This window comes from Brevibacillus sp. JNUCC-41, from assembly GCF_014844095.1.
Lineage (GTDB): Bacteria > Bacillota > Bacilli > Bacillales > DSM-1321 > Peribacillus > Peribacillus aracenensis.
The window spans coordinates 2909686-2932871 of sequence record NZ_CP062163.1; the positions used below are offsets into that span (position 1 = coordinate 2909686).

Genomic DNA, 23186 nt, shown 5'->3' on the forward strand with positions numbered 1-23186 from the left:
GATCAAATCGTATCACTCCCTTTCATCACATTATAATGGAAGAAGGAGATTATTGTTTCCAATCAGTCTGTGTTATAATCGACAAACAATATGAACTAATGAAATGAGGAAGAAATTTGTTAACATTTGAAGAAAAATTGAGCATCATTGAAACTTTTCCGGAATTACAGCGAAAAGATGTTTCATTGGGACGTGTGAACTTTCATTATCCAGATAGCGTCCAGGAGAAAAAGATCGTCGTTCAGCACTTGCATCCCAATGGAAATGGATTCGTTTACGCAGGGCATATGAGAAAAAAAGACACTGACCGTAAAGGTTTTATCAATATTCGTGACTATAATGAAGCGGAATTAAAAGAATTGATCCAAAAAAGCGTCGATTACCTATCTGAACCTCCGGTTGAATTCGAAGAAGAGGAAGACGGGTTCGCTAGGTTGGAAGGGACATGGATTGGCCCTGAAAAGCAGGAGCTTACACTTGAAAGGGAAGACCTGCTTTGGAATGTGTATTCCGGATCGAACCTTGAGGAGTGTTTCGAGAGTCCAGTAGAGGCGGAGCGCTACTTATTGGACGAAGGCTTCCGACAAAGCAAGAAGAGGAATATGTAGAATTTTAGGATAATTTGTCGGTTGATTTACAGCGATAATCTTGTTTTTTTAGGAATTTCCATGATATAATATAAGTAATTATTTTTGTTCGGAATAAGTTTGATAGAAGGATTTACTGTAATAGGATTCCTCTTGAAACATTATCCAGAACCAAAAATAGTAATAAAATGGATTTTTCCAAACACAGGAGGAACTATCATGGTACAAGGTAAAGTAAAATGGTTTAACGCAGAAAAAGGTTTCGGTTTCATCGAAGTTGAAGGCCAAGACGATGTATTCGTACATTTCTCAGCTATCCAAGGCGAAGGCTTCAAAACGCTTGAAGAAGGCCAAGAAGTTTCTTTCGAAATCGAGCAAGGCGCTCGTGGACCACAAGCAGCTAACGTTCAAAAATAATTGAACGCATATAAAAAAAGACTCCGATTATGGAGTCTTTTTATTTTTCCTTTTTTTCGGCCATTTCCTTTAATGCTTTGTCCAATTTTTCTTCGATCCGTTTAGAACGATTAAAATGCCCTGCCAGGAAAAACACGATGAATATAACGAATGCGACAAGCACTAGCTTAAAAAGGATAGGCAGGAACTGGGTTATATTTTCATTAATTGGATATTATCCCCTTTCAGTCAGTTCTGGAATAGCGAGGCGAACTTTTGAAGTCTGGGCAAGTCCGATTCTTGATACATCTGTTCTATCTTCAATGTCACCAATAACTGGCTCTTGGCAAATAACATGTCCCGGAAATGATCGACCGCCCCACAAAAATGATGATAGTTGGTTTCACCAGTTCCGAAGACTCCCGATTTCAGATGAGCAATAGGCAACTGTTCCAGTTCTTTATAAAAGGCTGCTGATTTAGCAGGAAGTTCCCCATTGCCCCATGTATAGGTGCCGACGATCAATGCATCGTAATCCGGCAATGTGCGTAAGTCGAATTCATTCATTCGATATAGTCCAGCTTCAGGTAAAAGGGAAGCGAGGGCTTCAGCAAGCGCTTTTGTATTGCCTCCGGCAGAATGATAGACAATGGCAACTTTACAGCTCATCGAACCCATTGCTGGCATTTACTTGACTGTATGTCCTTGACTTCTGTTCGAAGAAATCGGTTTTGGTAAGTCCGATCGATTCATCATCGAACGTTTTGATCCATGGCATCGGATTGTCGCCATACTCTTTATACAAATTCTCAAGGCCTAGCATACGTAACCGTTTGTTGGCGATATATTCGATGTACTCATTGAATTCTTCCAAATCGAGATCGGCTTTGGTTTGGATATCTTCGAGCATATATTCAGACCATTCTTTTTCGAGTTCGACTGCTTTTTCAATCGTTGTATAGATGAACTTCGTGTTTTCTTCATTATTTAACTCAGGATATTCATACATCAAGATTTGAACGAGCATTCCAATGAAATCGAAATGGACCATTTCATCGCGATGAATATAAGATATCATCGTAGCGGAACCAGTCATTAAATTTTGTCGTCCTAAATTATAATAAAAGGCGAAAGCCAGATAGAAATATATCCCTTCAAGGTTCGTTGAATGGATCAGTGCCTCGAATAAATGCTGAGGGCTGGGATCGTCCACGAACGTTTGATAAGCATCAACGATCGGTTGGTTACGCTTAATCACTTCAGGATGTTCTTTAATGCGGTCGAATAGCTGTTTTTGTTTGCCTACAGGAATCAAGGAAGCAAGGATATAGGAATAAGACTCATTATGGATCGATTCCTGCTGGGCCATGTTGGCCAGAATAGCTTTTGCCGCCGGATCTTTGATGTACCGAAGGATTTCTACTAAAGTGGGCGTTTGAAGACTATCCATTCCAGCAATCATTGTAAGGATATCGAGAAAAGCGTCCTGGATATCTTCGTCCAATTCGCCCCACTGTTTTTTATCCTGAATCATGTTCACGCTCGAAGGCTTCCAAAAGTTATTGATGAGCTGTGTATAGGTATCATAGAATTTTTCATACTGAATATCGTTCCAAAGGAGGAAGCCTGAAGCTTCTCCTTTGAAAACACCGGTTGCTTTGGTTGGATGCGTAGGTTCGAGCATCCGAATCTTTTTGATATGATTGGTCATTCGTGAAAACTCCTTTAAGAATAGATTACTGGGTTATGATAGTCGTTAACTTGAACAGCTTTCGCAGGCATTGTCATATTCGGAAGAAGTCGAACGAACATAATACGTTGATTTCAATCCGCTTTCCCATGCCGTTAAATGTATGTCCAATAGAACCTTCGCTTTGATTGTATTGTGTACATACAGATTAAAGCTGATTGCTTGGTCAATATGGCGTTGGCGGGCTGCATTTTGCCTGATGCTTTCCAGTTGGTCCAAATTAAATCGCGTCTTTTTATAATATTCATACGTATTTGGCGTCAAGCCTGGAGCTGTCACCTTGAATTTGAAGTTTTTCTTTTCTTCGTAAAATTCAATTTCATACAAAGGATCGATTCCATCCGTGGAATTACCGATTTTAGCTGTCGAAGAATTCGGGGCAATGGCCATTAAATAGCCATTACGGGTCCCGTGTCCATGCACGTCTGCTTTTAAATCCATCCATTTTTGATCTGTATAGTCACGCAGTTCGAAATAGTCCCCTGTATGCCAATCAGATCCTTCAAAATATGGGTATGAACCTTTTTCCTTAGCCAATTCATTGGATGCCTTGATTGTTAAGTAAGCGATCTTTTCGTATAAAGCATCTGCATAGTGAACAGCCTCATCGGATTCCCAATAAATATTCTGTGTGGCAAGTAAATGATGCCATCCAAACGTTCCTAAACCAATTGCCCGGTAACGTTTGTTCGAGATGGATGCTTGTTTGACAGGAAGATTATTAACATCTATGACATTATCCAGCATGCGGATCTGAATGGGAATCAATCTTTCCAAAACATCGCTGCCCACTGCCCGGGGCAAGTTAATGGATGAAAGGTTGCAGACAACGAAATCGCCGCTTTTACGAACCACAACAACATCTCCATCTTCTGTTTCATATTCATCCGTGATTGTCGAAGGGCTTAAGTTTTGGGCAATCTCCGTGCAAAGGTTAGAGCAATAAATCATACCTTTATGCTTATTGGGATTCTTCCGATTCACTTCATCGCGGTAGAACATATACGGTACGCCTTCTTCCAATTGAGAAATCATGATGCTTTTCATGATGTCCATCGCTTTGATTTTTTCAAAGCTATAGTTTGGAAGTGTGCCATTTTCTGCGGCCTCGACAGCAAGTGCATAATGATTCCTGAAGCTTCCTTCGCCTTTCTTCTCGTCATAAAGATCTTCAAGTGAAAATCCAAGGGTTTGTTTAACGGTATGCGGATCGAAAAGATACCATTCTTTTCTGTCGCGTACAGCTTCCATGAATAAATCGGGTATGCATACGCCTGTAAAAATATCATGGGCTTTTAATCTGTCATCCCCGTTTTGTGTCTTTAAATCGAGGAAGCTCATGATATCTTTATGCCAGGCATCCAAGTAAATCGCGATGGCACCTTTACGTTGCCCCAATTGATCGACACTTACAGCTGTCTGGTTGAATAGTCGAATCCAGGGAGTCGTGCCGGAACTGTTTCCAGAGAAACCTCGGATATCAGAACCAAGCGATCGAACCTTACCGACGTAAAGACCTACTCCGCCGCCAAATTTAGATACTTTTGCTGCATCGTAGTTTGATAGGTAAATTCCGTCAATGGAATCTTCAATTGCGTCGATAAAGCAGGAGCTTAATTGTCCATGTGTTTTACCTGAATTGGAGAGTGTAGGAGTAGCAACGGTCATATAAAGATTGGACATGGCCCAGTATGCTTCTTTAATAAGTTGCAGGCGGTGCTCCGTTTTTTCCAATCGCATGATTTCCATCGCGATGATCATGAAACGTTCTTGTGGCAGTTCGTAGACCTTGTCCTTTTGAGGGCGGGCCAGATAGCGGTCGTTCAATAAGTAGATGCCTATGTACGAGAATAATTTATCTTTTTCCGGATCGATCACCGAACCCAATTCCTCAATTTCCGCTTTCGTATATGAAGATAGCAGTTCTGATTTATAAATAGGATAACGCTGACCTTCTGAAAGCTGGGAGAGTTCCGCGATCAGCTCATAGAATGGGCCATAACTCATGCCTTCATAGCCTCGATTGGCTTGTGCATCCCTATACATTGTATTCAACAGTTCTGCTGCAGCAACGAACGTCCAATCCGGAGCATCGATATCCACACTTTCAAGAGCGAGCTGAATCAGTTTTTTTGATGCCTGTTCTTCGGTTGAGTCACTTTTGCGATCTAGCCATTTTGTAAAACGCTTTTTGAACTTTTCCATATCGAGATGGCCTTCGAATTCCTTTGATAACATCTCGAGCTGGACGGACTTCGCTTCTGTGTCATTTTCACTTATGGTAGAGTTATATGTTTGAGTCATTAATAATCCTCCTTGTTGACTTCCTTCTAAAATAAAAAAACCGCCCAATGAATTGAGCGGATCAAACGATAGAATAAAAGAGCCATGAAAAAATAGCCGTTAAACTATCGTTTCATCATCTCAATCCCCGAAGAATAAGAAACGTGAAAAATTCAAGGCAGGTCTCCTGACTCATGATCATCCTACTTTGAGTCCTTCCCGTATAGAGAGCTATACAGTGGGTTTCTCATTTCGTCACATTTACAGTTGCGGGGACAGTTCCGGGTTTACACCGGATTCCCTTTTCAGCCATCACTGGCACCTTGGATTATAAAAAATTCTATATATAGTTATTGGTAATGTTTATGTAATCAATATCTAGTATTTCTGCTTATATTATCGTAAGCCATATACGATGATAATTCAACTAATATATTTGAAAAAAACCAACCCTTATCTATTGACAAAGTGAGGGCAGAGTGCGAAGGAATGAAAGAATTTATTGGGGAATGGGTAATTCAAGCACTGATTTTAGGCGATTTTGTGTTAAAATAAATTGTCTAGTGAAGGTGGCTCTCCCTTATTGCGATGAGGGGATTCGCGGAAAAATATTTAAGAAAAAGGGGATAAAATCTTGGAAAAAGTATTAGTTTTTGGACATAAAAACCCGGATACAGACACAATCTGTTCAGCAATCGCTTATGCAGACCTGAAAAAGCAGTTAGGTATCAACGCTGAACCAGTTCGTCTGGGTGAAGTGAATGGTGAAACCCAATATGCATTGGACCAATTCAAATTCGAAGCTCCCCGCCTTGTGGAAAAAGTCGCAGGGGAAGCTGAGGGTGTAATCCTGGTCGATCATAACGAACGCCAGCAAAGTGCTGAAGATATTGACCAAGTCCGTGTATTGGAAGTTATCGACCATCACCGTATCGCTAACTTTGAAACAAGCGATCCACTATATTACCGGGCGGAACCAGTTGGCTGTACGGCAACCATTTTAAATAAAATTTATAAAGAAAATGGCATCGAAGTCCCTAAAGCAATCGCAGGTCTTATGTTGTCTGCCATCATTTCCGATTCGTTATTGTTCAAATCTCCTACATGCACGGAGCAAGACGTTGCAGCAGCAATGGAACTGGCTGCCATTGCGGGAGTCGACGCTGAAACATACGGCTTGGAAATGTTGAAAGCCGGAGCTGACTTGAGCGACAAAACGATTGCCCAGCTTATCACGCTTGATGCAAAGGAATTCTCCATGGGGATGGCTAAAGTGGAGATAGCACAGGTCAATGCTGTAGATCCGAACGAAGTCCTTGCTAAGCAAGCAGAATTGGAAGCGGCGATTGGAGCGGTCATCGCTGAGAAAGAATTGGACTTATTCCTATTTGTCGTAACGGATATCTTGACTAATGACTCTGCTGCCTTGGCGCTTGGTAAAGCAGCTTATGCAGTGGAAAAAGCATACGACGTTTCATTAAACAATAACATCGCCGTCTTAGAAGGCGTTGTATCTCGTAAAAAACAAATCGTGCCGATCTTAACGGACGTATTCAGCAAATAATACAGGAAAAGGGGGTGTTCATTAAAAACATGGACATCCTTTTTCTGTATATGCAAAAAAAGACTCAACCACCATTAAGGGTGGTTGAGTCTTTTTTCTTAATTCAAAGCTTCCTTTTCTTTTTCATAGGCAATGACAATCAGTTCTTTGTTGGCTTCCTCGCCAAGTCTGTTTTCAAAGCTTTTCAGTTCATTCAATAAATCCGGTGACAGATTTGCAGCTGTATAATCCTGCTCGGGTGTCATGCTTTTCGCCCCTTTCAAAAGGAAATAATTCATGTTATCTATTTTGTCGGTTTGAAAAGTTTCTATTCAACAAAACTTACTTCTTCAAGATATTTTACTTTCTGATGTGGCGAGTTTTTCAAGCAATAACGAACTTTCTTCATCCAGTCCTTGCACTTGGACAGGTATTCCCAGAAGCTGATATTTAAGGATAACCGTATCAACGGCACCAACTGCTGAAGCATCCCAGATTTTAGAATGGGAAAAGTCGATGACGATTGAATCGGCTTTTTCCTTGAAGTCGAACTTCGAAACAAAGTCCTGGACAGAAGCGAAAAATACCTGCCCGCTGATATGATAAATGGTTTTCTTAGCCTGAATATCTTCCGTTTTCACTACAGCCACTTTAGAAATTTTAGCGGAGAAGAAAATCATGCTCAAGAGCACTCCGGCAAATACCCCTTTTGATAAATCATGTGTATAAAGGACAATGAGGACCGTCACGATCATCACGGCTGCATCCGACTTAGGAGCTTTAGTGAGCCTCTTTAGGGAAGACCAGTCAAAGGTCCCGATTGAAACCATGATCATGACTGCGACAAGTGCAGCCATCGGGATTTTAATAAGGACATCATTCAATACCACGATTAATACCATAAGAAATGCGCCAGCTACAAAAGTGGAGAGCCGCCCCCTTCCTCCTGATTTAATATTGATACCGGATTGGCCGATCATTGCACATCCCGCCATGCCGCCAAAGCATCCGGCAATGATATTCGAAATCCCCTGGCCTTTGGCTTCCTTATTTTTATTACTGTCCGTGTCAGTCATCTCATCGACTATTTGGGCTGTCAATAATGATTCAAGCAGCCCAACAAATGCAAGGGCTATGGAATAAGGGAAAATGATCGCCAAAGTTTCGAAGGTCAAAGGGATATCTGGAAGCATGAACATCGGTAGCGCTTCGGTCAATTGCCCCATATCCCCAACCGTCCGCACCGTAGCCCCCGTGGCAACTGCAACGATCGTCATGAATATGATGGCGACAAGTGGTGAAGGTATGACTTTCGTGATCAGCGGAAAAAGATAAATGATAGCTAAAGAAACGGCTGTCATGACATACATGATCCATGTTTCGCCCACGAAATGGGTGAGCTGTGCCGTGAAAATCAAGATGGCTAAAGAATTCACAAAACCAGTCATGACCGGCTTCGGTATGAACTTCATTAATTTCCCGATCTTTAAAACCCCTAGTAAAATTTGCAGCAAACCAGTCAATATTGTTGCAGCAAGTAAATAGTTCAAGCCATGATCTTTTACAAGATCGACCATGACGAGTGCCATTGCACCAGTGGCTGCCGATATCATTCCCGGCCTTCCGCCGACAAAAGAGATGACGATGGCAATGCAGAATGAGGCATATAGACCAACCATTGGGTCAACGCCAGCAATGATCGAAAAGGCAATCGCCTCCGGAATCAATGCCAAGGCAACGACAATTCCCGATAGAATATCTCCTCTAACGTTGCCGAACCATTCCTGTTTATATCCAGATGTATTCAAAGAAACACTCCTTCTTTCTATATATGTGTGTTCATTTCTGTTTTAACGCACTAAATTATAGCATGAGTCCTTCTTTCAATCTATATGGATAATATTAACGACAAACCGAGGGCTATTCATTTCGTATTATAGGCGAATGAAGGTAAAAGGCATAAAGGGGGAAATTTCAAGAAATGCCGATGGGCAACATCCAATGATGAAGGGCAAAAAAATTTCCAAAGCCTTCTTAATCGCTTTCGCTTCCATGATTCAGATTTTTCTGTATTTAAATGAATTATGAAAATGGGGGTTACTCCTATGAATAAGAGCGAGAAAAGAACGAAACTGCTGGAAAAGGTTGAGAATCATTTAAGACTGACTGCAAGGAATTTAGTGAAATTCGATACAATCCAAGAAACATTGGATTTTACGGTGGAATCATTTCAATTGGAATTTTCGTGGGACTTTGTGGCGATCGTATTGAGAGGGGATGATCGTTTGTATCCAAAAGTATGGAAAGGCGGTTCGCTGCATTTTGCTGATTCTTTTCCCATTCACCTAGGTGAATGTTCCCCGGAGATTCTCGAAGAAGAGGTAAAGGATAGTTACATAACTTAATTGTTTGAAGAGAAAATAGAAGATAAGCTAAATAGTCGAATATGCGACATTGATGAACAATGATTTATACAGGCCACACCGGATTGCCGTTTTGAAACTGGAAGAGGGTCACTTACTGCCCATTCGAACCTGATTGAAAGTGAAGCGGAAAAAGCCTCGGAATGGGATCATATGAAAGAACAGCTTTATCTTAAATATAAAGAAATCATCGTGACAAAAATGGGATGATATGCTGATATTGATGATACCGGTGAAAAGGGAAAATAAACTCGCATCCTCATACTGGGAAGGGATAAGTCTTTACCTTAGTGAATATCCGATATTAAAGAAGCTTTCCCTGACGATATTATGGGGGTGGTACCACCAATAACCTGAAGGATTATTATGCCTACAAATAGGCCATGCATGCTCATAATGTTCCCGAAATGGATTCCCGAAAAAAGTCTTGGCCATTTGACGAATTGGGCTCCTGCACGCTATTGAATGACCTGAAAGACCCTGTACTTGCCGAGTTATTACTTAAGAAATATTTGCCCAGTTGATGGAAGACCAAACGGGAAGCGGAGTAGCGCTTATAAACTGATGATTTGAATCGAGCCAGCTATATTCCGCTGCACATTCACTTTACATAGCAATGATAAAAGATCTTGAAAGGGTCTTTTTTTATTCGATTTTGTGTGTAATCTGGGTAAGGAGGCATGAGGGCTATTGTTACCGAAAAAGGCCAGCTCTATCAAAGTTTTTGGAGTAAAAACCCGCCCGGTGTTAAAAGTCTATTCCTTATCAATGATACTGGATTTACATTTAGGACATGTCACTTCTTTATAATGCTTGAACCTGATTTTTCGAAGGTCGCTTCTGGTCAACATTGCGAATACATTATACCTTGTGCCGCATGCACAAGTATTTTTATCTTTAACTATGTGTCTCTCATCTGTAGTAGCAGAATAAATGGTTGGAAAAAACATATATAACCCTCCTATTTTTAATTTTAGGCAAATTAAAAAGGGGCAATTGATAATAAAGTGATCCATTCAAGAAAAATCTTGGCAGCCCGGCTGCCATGACAACCAAGTTGTTGTGTTAGGCCCGTGGCTTTGCGTCTTTTACTTTCATAAAATTTGCCTAAAATAATCTTAACATAAAATTTGATGCATTATGAAGTGTTTATGGCTGCGGCCAACCTTCCCCTTTTATTAAGTATCAACAGCAATCACCGGGATTGTCCAAATATAGAAGGAAAATAGAGAAGAAAGGTTTGGCACGCTATGTACCTATAGTTCGGAAAACCATGTTCAGCAGCTGGTTTCCAATATTCCTTTTTCATGTGTGCAGGACCCATGTTCGTTTTTGGCCTCACTGCCTGTATCGGAATACGACCGAAATGAAATCCAGTTCCAGAAGTATCCAGAACTACAGCTGTATGAGCATTAAACATGAGAAAGCCTGATTCCAACTGGAAGCAGGCTTTCTTGCCAAAGTGAGATTAATGTGATCTGGCCAATTCCGGATTGCGGTGCATCGCGAAATAGAGGACAAGTCCCGCTATGAGGAGTAACGTGCTGGTCGTGATGAAAACGGCGGAGAATCCGTAGAAACCAGCAACCATTCCGCCCATCGCGGGTCCAATGATATTGCCTAAAAAGCGCAGGCTCGTATTGTATCCAAGTACTTCCCCCTGCATTGCGACAGGAGCTTCCTGGCGAATGTAGGCAATCCTTACAGGGATGATGCCGCCTATTGCCATGCCAAGAATGAAACGTACCAGAACAAGCTGCCAAAAATGATTGATGAAGGCACCGGGCAAGTAGACTGTAGCAGTCAGGAAAAGAAGCAGCACAAGAATCTTCACATGTCCATGACGATCACCTATCTTGCCCCAGTGACGCGCCATCAATAAATTTCCCAGGCCTGCTGCAGAAAAGGCGATACCTGAATAAAATCCAAGATTGGAAGTTCCATGCAACTGGCCAACGTATAAAGAAAGAATGGGCTGGATGCTGAAGTGGGCAACTTGAACAAGTGTCGAAATGAGCATGACATTGACTAGGATGGGATTCCTCAAGATATGCGAGAGAACCTCCCTGCTTGTATAGCTCGACTTTGTTCCCTTCTGCCGTTCCATTTGGTACTCCTTGGTTGCAAAAACAAGAAGTCCGGAGATGAAAATGGTGATGGAGGTGAATTTAAAGGCGGTTGAGTAGCCGAGTGTGTCTGCAAGCAGGCCGCCAAGCAATGGTCCGAAAAGGGAACCGGTTATATTACCCGTTTGCAAGGTTCCCAGTACGCGTCCGGCAATTTCTTTTGGGGTCTGCGTTGATATGAAGGCCTGTGACATGGAAATGAAGCCAGTGAATATCCCGGTGAACATCCTTAAGACGAATAGCTGCCAAACATTTTCAACGAATCCCATCAGGAAAATGGACAGCCCCATCCCAAAGGCACAGGCAATCAAGATTTTCTTCCTGCCGTACCGATCACCAATTCGTCCCCAAATGGGAGAAAATAAAAAGGCAGTCACAAAAGTGATTCCAAATGTCCATCCGGACCAATGCTGGATATATTGAGTCGAATAATCTCCGAATGTACCAATGTATAAGGATATGAATGGGAGAACCATCGTCATGCTCCCGCCTATGAAGAAATTGGCGAACCACATGATGAAAAGATTCCGTTTAGCTATTTTATGAGCATTCATTTTAGATTCAACACTTCTTTCCTCCGAAAAAAACTTCGGGTTCCTAAATAATAGTATACATAATTTAACTAATTTATTAAACGAATTTGTTTTTATTGGTTTTTTAATGAATAGGCAAATGATATAATGTGAAAATATTGATTTTTCAGAAAAATTAAATTAAACAAATGTATTCACTTTTCCATTTAAAGGAGTTTTTAACATGTTGACGATTTTAGGATTTTGCATGATTTTAACGTTTCTGGTCTTAGTCATCACAAAGCGCTTATCAGTGGTTGTCGCTTTTATCTTCACGGCAATAGCTTTTGGTCTGATTGGTGGCTTTGCCTCGGAAATGGGAGATATGATGGTTGCGGGTATTTTAAAGGTGACACCGACAGCAGTCATGATCGTTTTTGCTATTCTATACTTTGGTTTAATGATTGACGTTGGTTTATTCGAGCCCATGATCGCTAAAATACTCAGTTTTGTAAAAGGAGATCCGCTAAAGGTTGTCATGGCAACCGCCATTATAACCATGTTGGTGGGTTTGGACGGAGACGGTTCTTCCACATTCATGATTACCGTTTCAGCCATGCTGCCGCTTTATATCAAATTAGGGATGAACAGGCTCGTTTTGGCCTGTGTTGTTGGTTTAGCCGCCGGCGTCATGAATATGATTCCTTGGGGAGGTCCTTTGGTAAGGGCGGCCGCGAGCCTTCAGGTTGAAGTATCGGAGCTATTCATTCCTCTCATTCCGGTCATGATTTGCGGTCTATTATGGACACTTTTTTCTGCATATGTACTTGGTAAAAAGGAAAGGGAGAGATTAGGGGTCAGTACGATGGAGACGAACATGCAACCTGGTATGGGAGAACAGGCTGCAGCTGTTGAAACCGCACCTAAAGGAACATCCAAGCTTTTTTGGTTTAATTGGTTCTTGACGATTTTACTGATGGTTTTGCTGGTGATGGAAGTGCTGCCGATCCAAATTTTATTTGCCACTGCTTTTGCGATTGCACTATTCGTTAACTTTCCGAACCCAAAAGAACAGCAGGAAAGAATTTTATCTCATGCCAATAGTTTCGTGATGATCTGTACACTTATTTTCGCAGCAGGGATTTTTACGGGTGTATTCACAGAAACGAAGATGATGGACTCGATGGCTGCTTCAATCGTAACTGTCATTCCAGAATGGATCGGGGCACATTTGCCACTGGTGGTAGCGCTGACGAGCATTCCGATGGGGTTCATTTTTTCACCTGATGCCTATTACTTTGGCATTCTGCCAATAATAAGTGAAACGGCATCGAACTTCGGTATTTCTCCTGTAGAAATCGGAAGGGCGGCTTTATTAGGCCATTCGACCGCAGGGTTCCCATTATCGCCATTGGTGCCTGCAACCTTCATATTGATCGGCCTTGTAGGTGTGGATTTTGGGGATCACCAAAAATTCCTGTTTAAATGGGCATTTGGGACAACCATCATCATGACGATTGCAGCCATTACTTTTGGGGTCATCACTTTGTAAAATGCGAGACCATTAAGCTATAATGCAAAATTCCTGTCTGTGAAATTAGTAAGGTATTCACCCTCACGGAATAATCCATTTTCCTATTTATTCCGCTTTCTGTTTATTCTTCCATAATGGTGGAAAGTAATAAGAAGAAGATACATATAAGAGAGTGAGGGAGTTTATATGAACTATAAACAAAAACTTGTGCTGCCCATGTGTGCTGCCCTTTTACTGTATGGATGTAATTCAGCGGATGATTCAAATCAGTCCGACAATAATGCCGAGGACATGACTACAGTGGGACAAGGAACAGAAACAGGGGTTGATCCGCAGGTAAAAGCGGAAGTTAAAGATGTAGAAGGTAAAACACTTGGGACGGTTAACTTTACCGCCGAAGAGAATACTGTGGTTATCGAGACCGCTTTGGAAGGCCTTGAGCCAGGCTACCATGGATTCCATGTCCACGAAAACGCAGTATGTGAGCCGGATGCTAAGGAAGGCCCTTTCACTACAGCGGGAGGACACTTTAATCCAACTAATGACACGCACTCTAAACATGCAGGGGATATGCCCCCTTTATATGTGAAAGAGGATGGGACAGCCAAATATACGGCAACATTGGATAACATGACGATAGACCAGCTGAAGAAAGAAGAGTTGGCTGTAATCGTTCATGCGAATCCAGACAACTTTGCCAATATTCCTGACCGTTATGAAGCTAATGGAGAAAAAGGACCGGATGTGGATACCTTGAAAGCCGGTGATGCAGGCGATAGGCAAGCTTGCGGGATTGTTGTAAGTGCAGAGGGAAAATAACATTAATGAAGCAAAAGCGATTCCTCTAAAGAGGAATCGCTCTTTTCATTGAAGGTAAAACCGCTGACCGCTAAAATCTTAAGATGAATTCATTCTTTTTACGTATTAAGAAGGTTTTTTCTATTGTGATATAGAAGTAAGAGAGTAAGTAATATTGGATTTGAAGCAGATGGCATTAAAAGATCATAGTTAATTCTTGCAGTGGGATAAGGTCCAAGGCATAGGTTTAATATAGAAAAATAAGATTTGATTTAAAGGGATAAAAAAACCCGAATAGGGATCATGTCCACTGATTCGGGTTTGCTTTATCATTTTACGGTACTGGTTTCTTCGATTAGCTGTAATCTCTCAGCCACTTCTTCTTCAGAAAGGTTATGCTCGACTACATAGCGGTTACGGGGATGCACTCGGCATTCATGAGTACAGCTGCGCATATGTTTGTGCTCGTTCTCTTCACTGCAAAGGATTTTCTTGTTGCATTCAGGGTTAGCACAATTAACATAGCGTTCACAAGGTTCGCCGGAATAAATATCGCGACCGACAATAACATGTTCCTTTTGATTGATAGGTACGGCAATCCTTTCATCGAATACATACATTTGGCCATCCCAAAGCTCACCTTGGACTTCGGGATCCTTTCCGTATGTTGCGATGCCGCCATGCAGTTGGCCTACATCTTCAAAGCCTTCTTCGACAAGCCAGCCGGAGAATTTTTCACAGCGGATACCGCCGGTGCAATACGTTAGTATTTTTTTGCCTTCGAACATTTCTCTATTTTCCCGGACCCAATCCGGAAGTTCACGGAAATTCGTGATTTCTGGCTTGATTGCACCCCTGAAATGTCCCAAATCAAATTCATAGTCATTTCTGGCATCAAGGACGATGGTATTTTCATCTTGCATTTGCTCGAAGAACTCCATCGGGCTCAAGTATTTGCCTGTCGTCCGGTTCGGGTTGATGTCTTCTTCCAATCGAAGCGTTACAAGCTCATTTCGTGGACGAACATGCATTTTTTTGAAAGCATGGCCGTCAGCTTCATCTATTTTAAACACGATATCGGCAAAGCGGGAATCGCTTTTCATCATGTCCATATATTTGGTGGTTTGTTCGATCGTACCAGAAACCGTTCCGTTGATCCCTTCTGCTGCCACCAAGATACGGCCTTTCAATTCAAGTGCTTTACATGCCGCAAGATGCTCGGCTGCGAATTCTTCGTGATTCTCGATTGGTACATACAAATAATAAAGTAATACTCTATATGGTTTTGTTTCCATTTTTATTTACCACCTGTGTTTTATATTTGCAAGATATAAAGGGTGATCATTTAGACACTTTTCTCTTACAGATAATCATTATACCAAGAAAACGTAAAAATGATAAGGGCATGAAGAAAAATCAAAAGGAGTGGTATGGAATGCTAAAAAAGTTAATGAGATATCCGATCATTCAAGCACCGATGGCAGGAGGAGCTTCCACCCCGAAGCTTGCGGCTTCAGTATCCAATGCAGGTGGACTGGGCTTTCTCGCAGCTGGCTATAAGACTGCAGAAGAGATGAAGGACGAAATAGGGCAGACCCGTCAGTTGACTGGGCACCCTTTTGGCGTGAATGTATTTGTGCCAGGAAACGAGGCGGTGGATGAAAATATATTATCTGCCTATCGTGAAAAGATCGAAAAAGAGGCCGAGAGCGTTGGGGCTGAGATTGGAAAAGCCGATAGTGATGACGATGATTGGGAAAATAAAATAACGGTATTGAAGGAAGCTGGGGTCGCTGTCGTCAGTTTTACGTTTGGATGTCCAACGGAAGATGTAATAAGGGAGCTCCAAGGTGTCGGTTCCCTTATAGCCGTGACGGTAACCAACCTTCAGGAAGCAAAAAGGGCGGCGGGAGCAGGTGCGGATGTGCTATGTGTACAGGGGTTTGAAGCAGGGGGTCACAGGGGCAGCTTTGAAAACCGCACAGAAGATGATTACGGTCTTTTAGTTTTGATACGGTTGATACAAAGTGAGCTGGACTTGCCGATCATTGCGGCGGGCGGACTGATGCATGGAAAGGATATCGCGGCCGTGCTCGAAGCGGGAGCAACAGCGGCACAATTGGGAACAGCTTTCCTTCGCTGTCCCGAAAGCGGGGCAAGTCCCGTCCATAAGGAAGCTCTGGGAAATCCCCGGTTTACCAAGACCTCTATTACCCGAGCCTTCAGCGGCCGGAGAGCACGCGGGTTGGTGAATCAATTTATAACCGATTATGATGGAATTGCACCAGTCGCCTATCCTCATGTCCATCACATGACAAAGCAAATGCGAAAAGTGGCTGGACAAAAAAACAATCCTGAATTGATGGCTTTGTGGGCAGGACAAGGGTATAGGTTGAGCAGGGAACTTCCCGCATCGGAATTGGTTGAACTTCTTGTAGAAGAACTAAAATGAGAAGGGGGTGGATGGAGATGGAGATAAGGGAATTATTCATGGATGAGCCACCGCCGATGCATTTATTGCTTTTGGCAGATCCCTCAAGGGAATTGGTCGAGGAATACTTGGGAAGCGGAACATGCTTTGTTGCCTTGAATGATGAGCGAATGATCGGTGTTTATGTTTTACTGCAAAAAGGTCCAAAACTGATAGAGATAATGAACCTCGCTGTGGATGAACGGCACCAAGGAAGAGGAATCGGCAGGCAATTGATTGAACACGCCATAGGCCGTGCAAGGGAACAGGGATATAAAACGATTGAAATCGGCACGGGAAATTCGGGGATAGGGCAGCTTGCCCTTTACCAAAAATGCGGTTTTAGAATCACTAGGGTAGATCGGGATTTTTTTAATAGAAACTATTCCGAGGCCATTTATGAAAATGGGATTCAATGCCAGGATATGATTCGCTTGTCACAAAGTTTAGGCTAAGCAATGAACATCCAAGTTTGACGGGAAAGTTTACAGACAAAAGTGCGCGTCGCATGGTTTAGGGGGAATGAACTTGTTCTTTGGAGATATGATTTATCTTCTTTTTGCTTTATTAATGCCGTTTTTATTTGCGATTGGCGTTTTCATATTCATTCGATTAACGAAAAGACAAAAGGATTTTTTATCGGATATTAATAAAGACTCACATGAAAGATAGCAGCAAGATAAAAAGAGTGCAAAACAACGGCACTCTTTTTCATATCTTCACCTTTTCAAAAAGGCTTCCAAATTCCTTTTTACATTGGGCCATTCATGCTCGAGAATACTGTAGACCACCGTGTTCCTTATCCTTCCATCTTGCAGTTTTTTCTCCATTCTCAAAATGCCTTCTTCAAGGGCGCCGAGCCTGGTTATTGCTGCACGCGATCTTTTGTTGCATTCGTCTGTCCTGAATTCAACCCGTTTCATTTTCCACCTTTCAAAAGCATGCTGCAATAGCAGGTACTTACATTCTGTGTTAATGGCAGTCCGCCATTTGTCGGGATGATACCAAGTCGCACCGATTTCCAGGGATTGATTATGAAATTGAATATTTCTTAAGCTCGTGCTGCCAACTATCGAATCATCAGTCTGATCGATAACGACAAATGGATGATGAAGTTCCTGTTCCCTTGCTCGTATGCCATCCTTTACATAGGAAATCGCTTCTTCATAGGACAAAATTTTTGTTGCGCTCCATTCCCATATTTCAGTTGGCAAGGAAGCGGCGTAAAGCGGTTCGATATGATGATCCATCATCGGGGTGAGTATCACGTGTTTCCCGAATAATTCGATATGTTCCATAGTATCCTCCTCTTGATTGATATCTTCATTATAAAAATATTCTGGTCCTGCAATAAGGACCAAACCTGATATAATTTATGGAACCAGTTTGAAGGAGGACCAAATGTTTGAAGTTACTCTAAACTTAGATAAAACGAATAAAGAAGCTTTATATGTCCAATTGTATAAATACTTAATAAAGGAAATCCAGAATGGACAAATAAAGGCTGGGATGAAACTTCCTTCCAAACGAAAACTGGCTGTGCATTTAGGGATAGGCCTGAATACAGTGGATACGGCTTATCATCAGTTGATGGCAGAAGGATATGTGGAAAGTCAATTAAGGAAAGGGTATTACGTAGCCGATTTAGAACCGATCTCACCTTTGAATGAGCCTTTGCCTGTAACAGAAGGGATGATGTGCCCTCCGAATGAAAGAAATGAGATAGATTTCAATCATGGACGGGTGGACGTCGATTCTTTCCCGCATGCCGTGTGGAAAAAATGCTTAAACAATACATTGTATCTACAGGAAAGGGAAATGTTCATGAGCGGTGATCCTCAAGGGGAATGGGGGCTCCGGTTTGAAATCTCATCCTATCTATTCCAATCGAGAGGAGTTCGCTGCGGGGCAGATCAAATCATCATTGGGGCAGGTACCCAGTATTTCATCCATCTATTGCGGTTACTTCTTGGAGATGAGCGGGTATTCGGGTTGGAAGAGCCTGGCTTTCATCGAATAAGGGAGGTACTGAGGTTGGAGGAAGCGGATATGGCATACATACCCTTGGATGAAAGCGGAATGAGTGTGGACTCCCTGAAAGAGAGTGCAGCGAATGTTGCCTATGTCACTCCTTCCCATCAATTTCCTTCCGGAATGATCATGCCGATAACTAGAAGGGTGGAGTTGCTGAATTGGGCAGCGGAAAAAAAAGGTTATATCATCGAAGATGATTATGACGGGGAATTCCGACATTCAGGCAAACCGATTCCGTCCCTACAGGGGTTGGACACAAAGGGAAAGGTCATCTACCTAGGCACGTTTTCAAAGTCGCTCATCCCATCAATCAGGGTAGGATTCATGGTGTTACCTATGGAGCTGGCTTGCCGCTATCAAGAGAAGTTAATGGGATATAAACAGACCGTCTCCAGATTGATTCAGGAAACGCTCTGTCTCTTTATGAAAAATGGACATTGGGAACGCCATCTGAATAAAATGCGAACGATTTATCGTAAAAAAAATAAGGTGCTGCTTAATGCAATTGAAGAGAGCTTCCATGATCGTGTAGCCGTAATCGGTGAAAAGTCAGGATTGCATGTTCTTTTAAAAGTAAAAAACGGCAGCAGTGAGGCAGAGCTCATTCAAAAGGCTGCCAGTGTTGGGGTTAAAGTCCACCCAACTTCGGTTTATTATTCTAACAATGTGAAAGATCCGACTGTTTTGATTGGGTACGGTGGATTAACCGAAAGTGAAATCAAAGCAGGAATCCGACTTTTAAAAATGGCATGGCTATAGCTTGATGCGAAAAAATAAGGAAAAGGCCTTGATTCACACTTATTCAACAATGATATAAGGTATCCATTTTAGTTTCTTATATTATTGAGGATTTTAAGGACTGTCTGGAAAAATATTTCCTGTTCTTCCTCGGTAATGCCTTCCAGGGCTTTTCCTTCGATTTTTTCTGCAATTTTAAGACATTTTGTATGTACCTCTTTTCCCCGGGGCGTCAGTTCAATCCGTTTTTCCTGTTCATCTTTCCCAGGAACTTGTTTAATCATATTATTCTGTTCCATGCTGTTGACCGAACGTGTGATGATAACACTATCAACATCCAAGTAACTGCAAATATCGGGGATTGTGGAATATCCACAGTTCTTTAAATAATTCAGGATCGTCCACTGATTATGGTAAATTTCAAGAGCTGTAATTTGTTCATTCATTTTGCTGACTAATGATCTCGATACTTGTAAATATTGATGAAATAATTGAGTAGGGTTCGTCATATGATTCTCCTTTATAATGGTCGACCAGTCCATTATATTCTTTAATTCTTAAAAGTCTATTGTAAAGAATCATTTTTTTCAGTCAATGTTTATTTTTGGAAGTAAAGCAGTGGAGGAAGGAATTCCGCAATGCGAATGGATTATGGAAGAGTCCGATTGTACTGGATTTTCAAAAGCTGACAAGGGGGACCTTTATATATGATGGCAAATATATATTTTTTTCCTTCGAATGTTCCATTAGCAAGTATCAAAGTGCTGCCGAGAATTGGTAAAAGTCAATACAGCACATCACCTCTTGAAGCTGAATGCAATTATATCCTGCAACCAAAAACCAGCCCTCTATAGTGGCTGGTTTTTGGTTAAACCCTCTCGCTCGTGGAGCGGTGTTTTGTTTCTTTTTTATTTCGTTCTTCTTGTCGTTCATATTTTATTTCATCAATTGGTAAATCATCAATGGGCATGACCACTTGATCACGTTCCAGCTGTTTTTCCTGATCTTTCTTGAATGCCTTGGATTTATCATTACGCTCTTCAAGATACTTTTCTTTATCTTTATTATCCAATGTCAATCCCTCCATCTCTTTGTATCTCTTTTTCCCCTTATTTAGAAAATAAAACGTTTAAGCGAAATATATGTGACCACATTTCATAAATATAAGGAGAACAGGAAAGTGCAAGGAGGGTTTGTTCAGTGAATGTCGCCGTCTTTTTCCGTTGGTTTTGGAGAGGTATTCTCCTTTTATGCATATTAATCGTCATTCCCTATTCATGGGCTTTGATATTAGCATTGCTCACCGCCATTCTTTTAGATGGATTGGTCCGCATGATTGGCGAAACGGCAAAGCTGCATCGGTTTTGGGCAGTGTTGATTTCATTTGTTCTATATGTAGGCGGGCTTATAAGCATCACTTATTTTTCCTTTTCGGTATTAATCAAGAAGGTCATTATCTATTCGGAAGAATTTCCTGGTTTCATACGTGAAGTGTATTTGACGGCTATATTGCCAGTCATTAGGAAATGGGAACGGTATTCCCAAACGTTGCCGCCAAATCTCATACAGTCGATAGAACAAACGATGGAAAAGGGAGTCAGGGCCTTAGAAGGGTTCACAGAGGGCTTTGTTCAGGATATGGTTCAGTTCGTCACACTCATTCCCGGGCTCTTCATTGACTTTTTAATTTATTTAATCGCATTATTCTTATTTAGTCTTGAATTGCCTAAGTTAAGAAAAAAGGCAGTCCTTTATTTAAAGACATCCACTTATCAAAAGATTTCGCTAGTTTATCAAGATTTAAGTATGGCAGCCGTAGGCTTCATCAAGGCACAAATCCTTTTGAGTTTAATAACGTTCATCATGGCTTATGGAGGACTATGGTTATTGAATGTGAAGTATACGGTTCCATTGGCATTGTTAATTGTAGTTGTGGACATTCTTCCTATCTTGGGGACGGGATCTGTACTGGTTCCTTGGGCAGTAATTGTTTGGGCTCAAGGAAACCATCATCTAGGTGTTGGTCTCGCAATCCTATTCCTGGTCATTACGATCATAAGAAGGACCATAGAACCGAAAATCTATTCAGCAAATATGGGATTGAGCCCATTGGCATCGTTGGTCAGCCTTTATTTAGGGTTTAAAATGCTCGGTTTCATCGGGCTTTTCCTTGGACCTTCGATACTGATTGTTTATGATACGTTAAAGAGGGCAGGTGTCATCAAACCCAACTTCAAAATATGAAAGATTATTAGATGTTTTTTGCCTGATTTCTTAAATTTGACATATCTTTTACAGCTCTACCTTGACCGTTGCAATGATTGCAGTCCCGGGAAAAAAATTGCAGATAGCGGGTTTTCCCTTTCCCTTTGCAGTGTTGGCAAATGGTTATGAGTTTCATGATTCCTCACTCCTTCAATAAGTATCGCTTTTCTAACAGTATGAAACAATAAAGGTAGAACTATACTTCATGTAATCATTCAATTTAAAATGAAGCAGGTTTTATATATTATGTTATTATTTCATTTCATGTACCGGTTGGAAAAAAATAACCCCCGCTCCTATTGTCAATTAGGAACGGGGGTTATTATCATGAAACGATTTCAGTTTGCGATATTATCGGGAATTCTTTTACTTCGCTTACGACTTTTGCTTGTTTGTATATTTCAATATAACGAATATGGTGATCTTCCATTTCTTTTATTCTAAAGTTATAGGGACCATAAGTCAGAATATCACCTTGTTTGGCCTCGTAATTCTCGGTAAGGATCCATCCGCCCATCGTATCAATATCTTCATCATTAATATCCAATCCAAGTAAATCATTCACTTCACTGACTAATACCTTGGCATCGATGATGTAGTGATCTTCTTTTAATTTGCGGACATCAGGAACTTCATCCAGGTCGAACTCATCGCGGATATCGCCAACGATTTCTTCAAGGATATCTTCAACGGTCACCAAACCTGACGTACCGCCGTATTCATCCATGAGGATAGCCATGTGGATGCGCTCCTTTTGCATTTTTAAAAGTAAATCGTGAATTGGGATACTGTCAATGACACGGATGATCGGACGAACATATCGTTGGATCGTGGATGCTGTCTGCTTGTTATTGTCTATCATTTCAGTGAATAGCTCTTTTACATTGACCATACCGATAACATGGTCTTTATCTCCGTCAATGACAGGATATCGTGTAAAGTTCTCCTCCGCCATGACGGTGAAAAACTGTTGGATCGTATCATCTTTGGATACCGTTGCAATTTCTGTACGTGGAACCATGATTTCTTTTGCAATCCGATCATCGAATTCAAAAATTTTATTCACATATTTAAACTCTGATTGGTTAATTTCACCACTTTTGTAGCTTTCGGAAACAATGATACGAAGCTCTTCTTCTGTATGAGCCAAATCATGTTCGGAAACTGCTTTTAATCCTAGCATTCTTGTAAGCGTCCTTGCAGAGCCATTCAGTACCCAGATGAATGGATACATGATTTTGTTAAAACCAATTAAAGGTTTGGAAACCAATAAAGTTACTCGCTCCGCTTTTTGAATCGCCAATGTTTTTGGTGCCAATTCCCCAACAACCACATGTATGAAAGTTATTAAAGAAAAGGCAATTGCAACCGAGAGTGCATGTGAAGCTGAATTTGGAAGATTCAATTGATTCAAGAGTGGGTGCAAAATCTTTTTGACTGTCGGTTCCCCGAGCACCCCAAGCCCTAGAGCGGTAACGGTAATACCGAGCTGGCATGTTGAAAGGTATTCATCCAGGTTGGATATCACTTTCTTTGCTGAAAGAGCATTCGGCTTTCCTTCTTCAATTAATTGATCGACCCTCGTGCTTCTCACTTTAACAATCGCAAACTCCGTAGCTACAAAAAATGCTGTTAAAGCAATTAAAATGGCAATAAGAACCAAGTTTATTATGTCCAAATAGTCTCCCTTAACTCGCCTTCGAGACGAATAAGGAGTACACCTCCTA

At 41.4% G+C, this 23186-nt stretch carries 23 protein-coding genes and 2 riboswitches; of the genes, 11 read left to right on the plus strand and 12 right to left on the minus strand.

The genetic code is table 11. The features are described from left to right. Positions 1 to 116 precede the first annotated feature (116 nt). Positions 117 to 608, plus strand: coding sequence for a hypothetical protein (locus JNUCC41_RS14140; RefSeq protein WP_192203553.1), 492 nt, complete (start codon positions 117 to 119; stop codon positions 606 to 608). Positions 609 to 806: 198 nt separating this feature from the next. Further along, positions 807 to 1004 (plus strand): cold-shock protein, encoded by a 198-nt coding sequence (locus JNUCC41_RS14145; protein WP_028393295.1) that lies wholly within the window; start codon positions 807 to 809, stop codon positions 1002 to 1004. Positions 1005 to 1232: 228 nt separating this feature from the next. Here the strand turns inward: JNUCC41_RS14145 and JNUCC41_RS14150 are convergent, their stop codons facing one another. Genes JNUCC41_RS14150 through JNUCC41_RS14160 form a run of 3 tightly spaced genes read right to left on the minus strand, consistent with a single transcriptional unit; the run spans position 1233 to position 5037 of the window. Continuing rightward, positions 1233 to 1670 (minus strand): flavodoxin domain-containing protein, encoded by a 438-nt coding sequence (locus JNUCC41_RS14150; protein ID WP_192203554.1) that lies wholly within the window; start codon positions 1668 to 1670, stop codon positions 1233 to 1235. Continuing rightward, positions 1642 to 2694, minus strand: a complete 1053-nt coding sequence (locus JNUCC41_RS14155; RefSeq protein ID WP_192203555.1) for a ribonucleotide-diphosphate reductase subunit beta — start codon at positions 2692 to 2694, stop codon at positions 1642 to 1644. The genes JNUCC41_RS14150 and JNUCC41_RS14155 overlap by 29 nt, the downstream gene beginning before the upstream one ends. A gap of 45 nt (positions 2695 to 2739) precedes the next feature. Further along, on the minus strand, positions 2740 to 5037 hold the full coding sequence (locus tag JNUCC41_RS14160) for a ribonucleoside-diphosphate reductase subunit alpha (protein WP_192203556.1): 2298 nt from the start codon (positions 5035 to 5037) through the stop codon (positions 2740 to 2742). 139 nt (positions 5038 to 5176) lie between these two features. Further along, a riboswitch (cobalamin riboswitch) is annotated at positions 5177 to 5357 on the minus strand. 293 nt (positions 5358 to 5650) lie between these two features. On the opposite strand from JNUCC41_RS14160, the gene JNUCC41_RS14165 reads away from it, so the two are divergent. Beyond that, a complete protein-coding gene (locus JNUCC41_RS14165) occupies positions 5651 to 6580 on the plus strand; it encodes a manganese-dependent inorganic pyrophosphatase (protein ID WP_192203557.1) in 930 nt (309 codons plus the stop codon). Positions 6581 to 6678: 98 nt separating this feature from the next. On the opposite strand, the gene JNUCC41_RS14170 is transcribed toward JNUCC41_RS14165, so the two are convergent. Together JNUCC41_RS14170 and JNUCC41_RS14175 are read right to left on the minus strand one after the other, a co-directional pair. Continuing rightward, a complete protein-coding gene (locus tag JNUCC41_RS14170; protein ID WP_192203558.1) occupies positions 6679 to 6825 on the minus strand; it encodes a hypothetical protein in 147 nt (48 codons plus the stop codon). An 84-nt stretch (positions 6826 to 6909) separates the two neighbouring features. After that, positions 6910 to 8367, minus strand: a complete 1458-nt coding sequence (locus JNUCC41_RS14175) for a SulP family inorganic anion transporter (protein WP_192203559.1) — start codon at positions 8365 to 8367, stop codon at positions 6910 to 6912. 297 nt (positions 8368 to 8664) lie between these two features. Here JNUCC41_RS14175 and JNUCC41_RS14180 point away from each other — a divergent pair, with 297 nt between their 5' ends. Beyond that, complete coding sequence (locus tag JNUCC41_RS14180; protein ID WP_192203560.1) at positions 8665 to 8964, plus strand: hypothetical protein; 300 nt, start codon at positions 8665 to 8667, stop codon at positions 8962 to 8964. Between the two features lie 773 nt (positions 8965 to 9737). Here the strand turns inward: JNUCC41_RS14180 and JNUCC41_RS14185 are convergent. Both JNUCC41_RS14185 and JNUCC41_RS14190 read right to left on the minus strand, forming a co-directional pair. Next, a complete protein-coding gene (locus JNUCC41_RS14185) occupies positions 9738 to 9932 on the minus strand; it encodes a hypothetical protein (protein WP_192203561.1) in 195 nt (64 codons plus the stop codon). 77 nt (positions 9933 to 10009) lie between these two features. Then, positions 10010 to 10100: riboswitch (cyclic di-GMP riboswitch) on the minus strand. A gap of 350 nt (positions 10101 to 10450) precedes the next feature. Then, a complete protein-coding gene (locus JNUCC41_RS14190) occupies positions 10451 to 11662 on the minus strand; it encodes an MFS transporter (RefSeq protein WP_192203562.1) in 1212 nt (403 codons plus the stop codon). A gap of 202 nt (positions 11663 to 11864) precedes the next feature. On the opposite strand from JNUCC41_RS14190, the gene JNUCC41_RS14195 reads away from it, so the two are divergent. Next, a complete protein-coding gene (locus JNUCC41_RS14195) occupies positions 11865 to 13172 on the plus strand; it encodes a CitMHS family transporter (protein ID WP_192203563.1) in 1308 nt (435 codons plus the stop codon). Positions 13173 to 13340: 168 nt separating this feature from the next. After that, positions 13341 to 13973: a superoxide dismutase family protein gene (locus tag JNUCC41_RS14200; RefSeq protein ID WP_192203564.1), complete on the plus strand. Its 633-nt coding sequence runs from the start codon at positions 13341 to 13343 to the stop codon at positions 13971 to 13973. A gap of 308 nt (positions 13974 to 14281) precedes the next feature. On the opposite strand, the gene JNUCC41_RS14205 is transcribed toward JNUCC41_RS14200, so the two are convergent. Further along, positions 14282 to 15247 carry an oxygen-dependent tRNA uridine(34) hydroxylase TrhO gene (locus tag JNUCC41_RS14205; protein ID WP_192203565.1) on the minus strand — a complete coding sequence of 322 codons (966 nt, stop codon included), beginning with the start codon at positions 15245 to 15247 and terminating at the stop codon, positions 14282 to 14284. Between the two features lie 140 nt (positions 15248 to 15387). Between JNUCC41_RS14205 and JNUCC41_RS14210 the strand changes: the two genes are divergently transcribed. The 3 genes from JNUCC41_RS14210 (at position 15388) to JNUCC41_RS14220 (ending at position 17094) form a co-directional block, all read left to right on the plus strand. Continuing rightward, a complete protein-coding gene (locus tag JNUCC41_RS14210) occupies positions 15388 to 16404 on the plus strand; it encodes a nitronate monooxygenase (protein WP_192203566.1) in 1017 nt (338 codons plus the stop codon). A 17-nt stretch (positions 16405 to 16421) separates the two neighbouring features. Next, on the plus strand, positions 16422 to 16877 hold the full coding sequence (locus JNUCC41_RS14215; protein WP_192203567.1) for a GNAT family N-acetyltransferase: 456 nt from the start codon (positions 16422 to 16424) through the stop codon (positions 16875 to 16877). 73 nt (positions 16878 to 16950) lie between these two features. Beyond that, positions 16951 to 17094 (plus strand): hypothetical protein, encoded by a 144-nt coding sequence (locus JNUCC41_RS14220; protein ID WP_192203568.1) that lies wholly within the window; start codon positions 16951 to 16953, stop codon positions 17092 to 17094. Positions 17095 to 17141: 47 nt separating this feature from the next. On the opposite strand, the gene JNUCC41_RS14225 is transcribed toward JNUCC41_RS14220, so the two are convergent. Then, on the minus strand, positions 17142 to 17720 hold the full coding sequence (locus tag JNUCC41_RS14225) for a GNAT family N-acetyltransferase (RefSeq protein WP_192203569.1): 579 nt from the start codon (positions 17718 to 17720) through the stop codon (positions 17142 to 17144). Positions 17721 to 17823: 103 nt separating this feature from the next. Between JNUCC41_RS14225 and JNUCC41_RS14230 the strand changes: the two genes are divergently transcribed. Next, a complete protein-coding gene (locus tag JNUCC41_RS14230) occupies positions 17824 to 19215 on the plus strand; it encodes a MocR-like pyridoxine biosynthesis transcription factor PdxR (protein WP_192203570.1) in 1392 nt (463 codons plus the stop codon). 68 nt (positions 19216 to 19283) lie between these two features. Here the strand turns inward: JNUCC41_RS14230 and JNUCC41_RS14235 are convergent, their stop codons facing one another. Together JNUCC41_RS14235 and JNUCC41_RS14240 are read right to left on the minus strand one after the other, a co-directional pair. Further along, on the minus strand, positions 19284 to 19703 hold the full coding sequence (locus JNUCC41_RS14235) for a MarR family winged helix-turn-helix transcriptional regulator (RefSeq protein ID WP_076367409.1): 420 nt from the start codon (positions 19701 to 19703) through the stop codon (positions 19284 to 19286). A 359-nt stretch (positions 19704 to 20062) separates the two neighbouring features. Beyond that, positions 20063 to 20266 carry a hypothetical protein gene (locus tag JNUCC41_RS14240; RefSeq protein WP_098372640.1) on the minus strand — a complete coding sequence of 68 codons (204 nt, stop codon included), beginning with the start codon at positions 20264 to 20266 and terminating at the stop codon, positions 20063 to 20065. A 128-nt stretch (positions 20267 to 20394) separates the two neighbouring features. Here JNUCC41_RS14240 and ytvI point away from each other — a divergent pair, with 128 nt between their 5' ends. Beyond that, positions 20395 to 21438 (plus strand): sporulation integral membrane protein YtvI, encoded by a 1044-nt coding sequence (gene ytvI / locus JNUCC41_RS14245; protein WP_192203571.1) that lies wholly within the window; start codon positions 20395 to 20397, stop codon positions 21436 to 21438. A gap of 346 nt (positions 21439 to 21784) precedes the next feature. On the opposite strand, the gene JNUCC41_RS14250 is transcribed toward ytvI, so the two are convergent. After that, positions 21785 to 23137 (minus strand): hemolysin family protein, encoded by a 1353-nt coding sequence (locus JNUCC41_RS14250; RefSeq protein WP_192203572.1) that lies wholly within the window; start codon positions 23135 to 23137, stop codon positions 21785 to 21787. Positions 23138 to 23186 lie beyond the last annotated feature (49 nt).

Coding starts and splice junctions, on each gene's coding strand:
- JNUCC41_RS14145 (WP_028393295.1), top strand. CDS start 807: ATGGTACAAGGTAAAGTAAAATGGTTTAACGCAGAAAAAGGTTTCGGT.
- JNUCC41_RS14150 (WP_192203554.1), bottom strand. CDS start 1,670: ATGCCAGCAATGGGTTCGATGAGCTGTAAAGTTGCCATTGTCTATCAT.
- JNUCC41_RS14155 (WP_192203555.1), bottom strand. CDS start 2,694: ATGACCAATCATATCAAAAAGATTCGGATGCTCGAACCTACGCATCCA.
- JNUCC41_RS14160 (WP_192203556.1), bottom strand. CDS start 5,037: ATGACTCAAACATATAACTCTACCATAAGTGAAAATGACACAGAAGCG.
- JNUCC41_RS14170 (WP_192203558.1), bottom strand. CDS start 6,825: ATGACACCCGAGCAGGATTATACAGCTGCAAATCTGTCACCGGATTTA.
- JNUCC41_RS14180 (WP_192203560.1), top strand. CDS start 8,665: ATGAATAAGAGCGAGAAAAGAACGAAACTGCTGGAAAAGGTTGAGAAT.
- JNUCC41_RS14185 (WP_192203561.1), bottom strand. CDS start 9,932: ATGTTTTTTCCAACCATTTATTCTGCTACTACAGATGAGAGACACATA.
- JNUCC41_RS14190 (WP_192203562.1), bottom strand. CDS start 11,662: ATGAATGCTCATAAAATAGCTAAACGGAATCTTTTCATCATGTGGTTC.
- JNUCC41_RS14195 (WP_192203563.1), top strand. CDS start 11,865: ATGTTGACGATTTTAGGATTTTGCATGATTTTAACGTTTCTGGTCTTA.
- JNUCC41_RS14200 (WP_192203564.1), top strand. CDS start 13,341: ATGAACTATAAACAAAAACTTGTGCTGCCCATGTGTGCTGCCCTTTTA.
- JNUCC41_RS14205 (WP_192203565.1), bottom strand. CDS start 15,247: ATGGAAACAAAACCATATAGAGTATTACTTTATTATTTGTATGTACCA.
- JNUCC41_RS14210 (WP_192203566.1), top strand. CDS start 15,388: ATGCTAAAAAAGTTAATGAGATATCCGATCATTCAAGCACCGATGGCA.
- JNUCC41_RS14215 (WP_192203567.1), top strand. CDS start 16,422: ATGGAGATAAGGGAATTATTCATGGATGAGCCACCGCCGATGCATTTA.
- JNUCC41_RS14225 (WP_192203569.1), bottom strand. CDS start 17,720: ATGGAACATATCGAATTATTCGGGAAACACGTGATACTCACCCCGATG.
- JNUCC41_RS14230 (WP_192203570.1), top strand. CDS start 17,824: ATGTTTGAAGTTACTCTAAACTTAGATAAAACGAATAAAGAAGCTTTA.
- JNUCC41_RS14235 (WP_076367409.1), bottom strand. CDS start 19,703: ATGACGAACCCTACTCAATTATTTCATCAATATTTACAAGTATCGAGA.